The sequence below is a fragment of the endosymbiont of Riftia pachyptila (vent Ph05) genome, assembly GCF_000224455.1.
GTDB classification, from domain to species: Bacteria; Pseudomonadota; Gammaproteobacteria; order Chromatiales; family Chromatiaceae; genus Endoriftia; species Endoriftia persephonae.
The window spans coordinates 1-1,293 of the sequence record NZ_AFOC01000179.1; the positions used below are offsets into that span (position 1 = coordinate 1).

Annotated in this window: 1 protein-coding gene; it reads right to left on the reverse strand. The window is 62.1% G+C overall.

From position 1 onward, the window contains the following. Nucleotides 1-16: 16 nt before the first annotated feature. The coding region (locus RIFP1SYM_RS18490; RefSeq protein ID WP_039960873.1) for a PKD domain-containing protein at nt 17-1,293 on the reverse strand (1,277 nt) is incomplete at its 5' end.

A 1,293-nucleotide genomic window follows, 5' to 3' on the forward strand; every position in this document is an offset into this window, starting at 1 on the left:
AAGTCCGGCCGGAATCTCAGGGCCTCAGTGTCAGGTGGTCGCTAACGCTGATGCCGACACTGGCGCTGGCAGTCGCCCCCTGGTTGTCGGTTACGCTCAGGGTCGCGGTGTAGTCGCCGGGCGTAGTGTAGCTGTGGAGCGGGTTGGCCTCGGTGCTGCTGCTGCCATCCCCAAACGCCCAGCTAACATGCTCGATGGTGCCGTCAGGATCCGTGGAGCCGGCGCTGCTGAAGTTGACGACCAACGGAACCACGCCTGTCTGCGGGTCGGCACTGGCCACTGCACTCGGTGGCAGATTGACCGGTAGGCTACTGCTGCTACGCAGCAGCAGGTCATCAATCAATACCACGGTCGTTTCGTTGGCCGCAGTCTTCTGGTTGTTGTAGGCGCCGATTATCAGCCGGTGGCTGCCTGCTGCCAGGCTCCCCAGATTCAGTTCCACCTGACGCCAGCCGGTAGTCTCTTCGGCACCACCGTTGCCGTTGCCGCTAATTTGGTCGATGAAGTCATTGGGCGAGACACCAACCAGTACCCCGTCGATGCTTAGCAGTAGTTGACTGTATTCGTTGCGCTCGTAAAAGGGGGTCTGGCTCAGCTGGTAGCGGAAGCTGAGGCTCACCTCACTCAGCGCATTAAGCTGGAAGTCGTGTTGCCACCCCCCCGACATGCCGAAGATGTCATCACCGTCGATACCGCCGAGAGTGATCTGCAGGGCACCGCCGCTGTAGCCACCGGCGCCGAGATAGCTGCCGTCGGCATAGGCCGGTGCGCCACTGCCGCGAAACGGGTCGTCGAGATAGCTGAATCCGGCACTGTCGCTGTCGAAACCGCTATCGATCAGGTTGGACTGGCGAATCACGGTCAGGCTGGCAGTGGCTTTGACACCATCCTGTTCGGCCAACACGGTGAAAGGCCCGCCTGCCTGGCTGGCGCTGAACAGACCCGTGCTGTCGATGACACCACCGCCGTTGACGCTCCATGTCGGGTTGACCACGATCGTGTTGCCGTATTGGTCAAACCCGCTGACGTTGAACTGCTGACGCAGGCCGATATTCAGCTGAGCAGAGGCCGGGGTGAGACTAAGACTCGTCAGGGTCGGCTGTGCGCCGGTGGTAGCCGCCACCGCTACGCCAGGCTCGCTCTGATTACCCACGGCATCGTAAGCGCTGATCTGGTAGCTGTAGCGGGTCGACGGGGTGAGCCCGCTATCGCGGTAGCTGATGGTGGCGCTGCTGGCGATCTCAACGCCATCGCGGAACACCCGGTAGCCGGTGACGCCGACGTTGTCGCTGG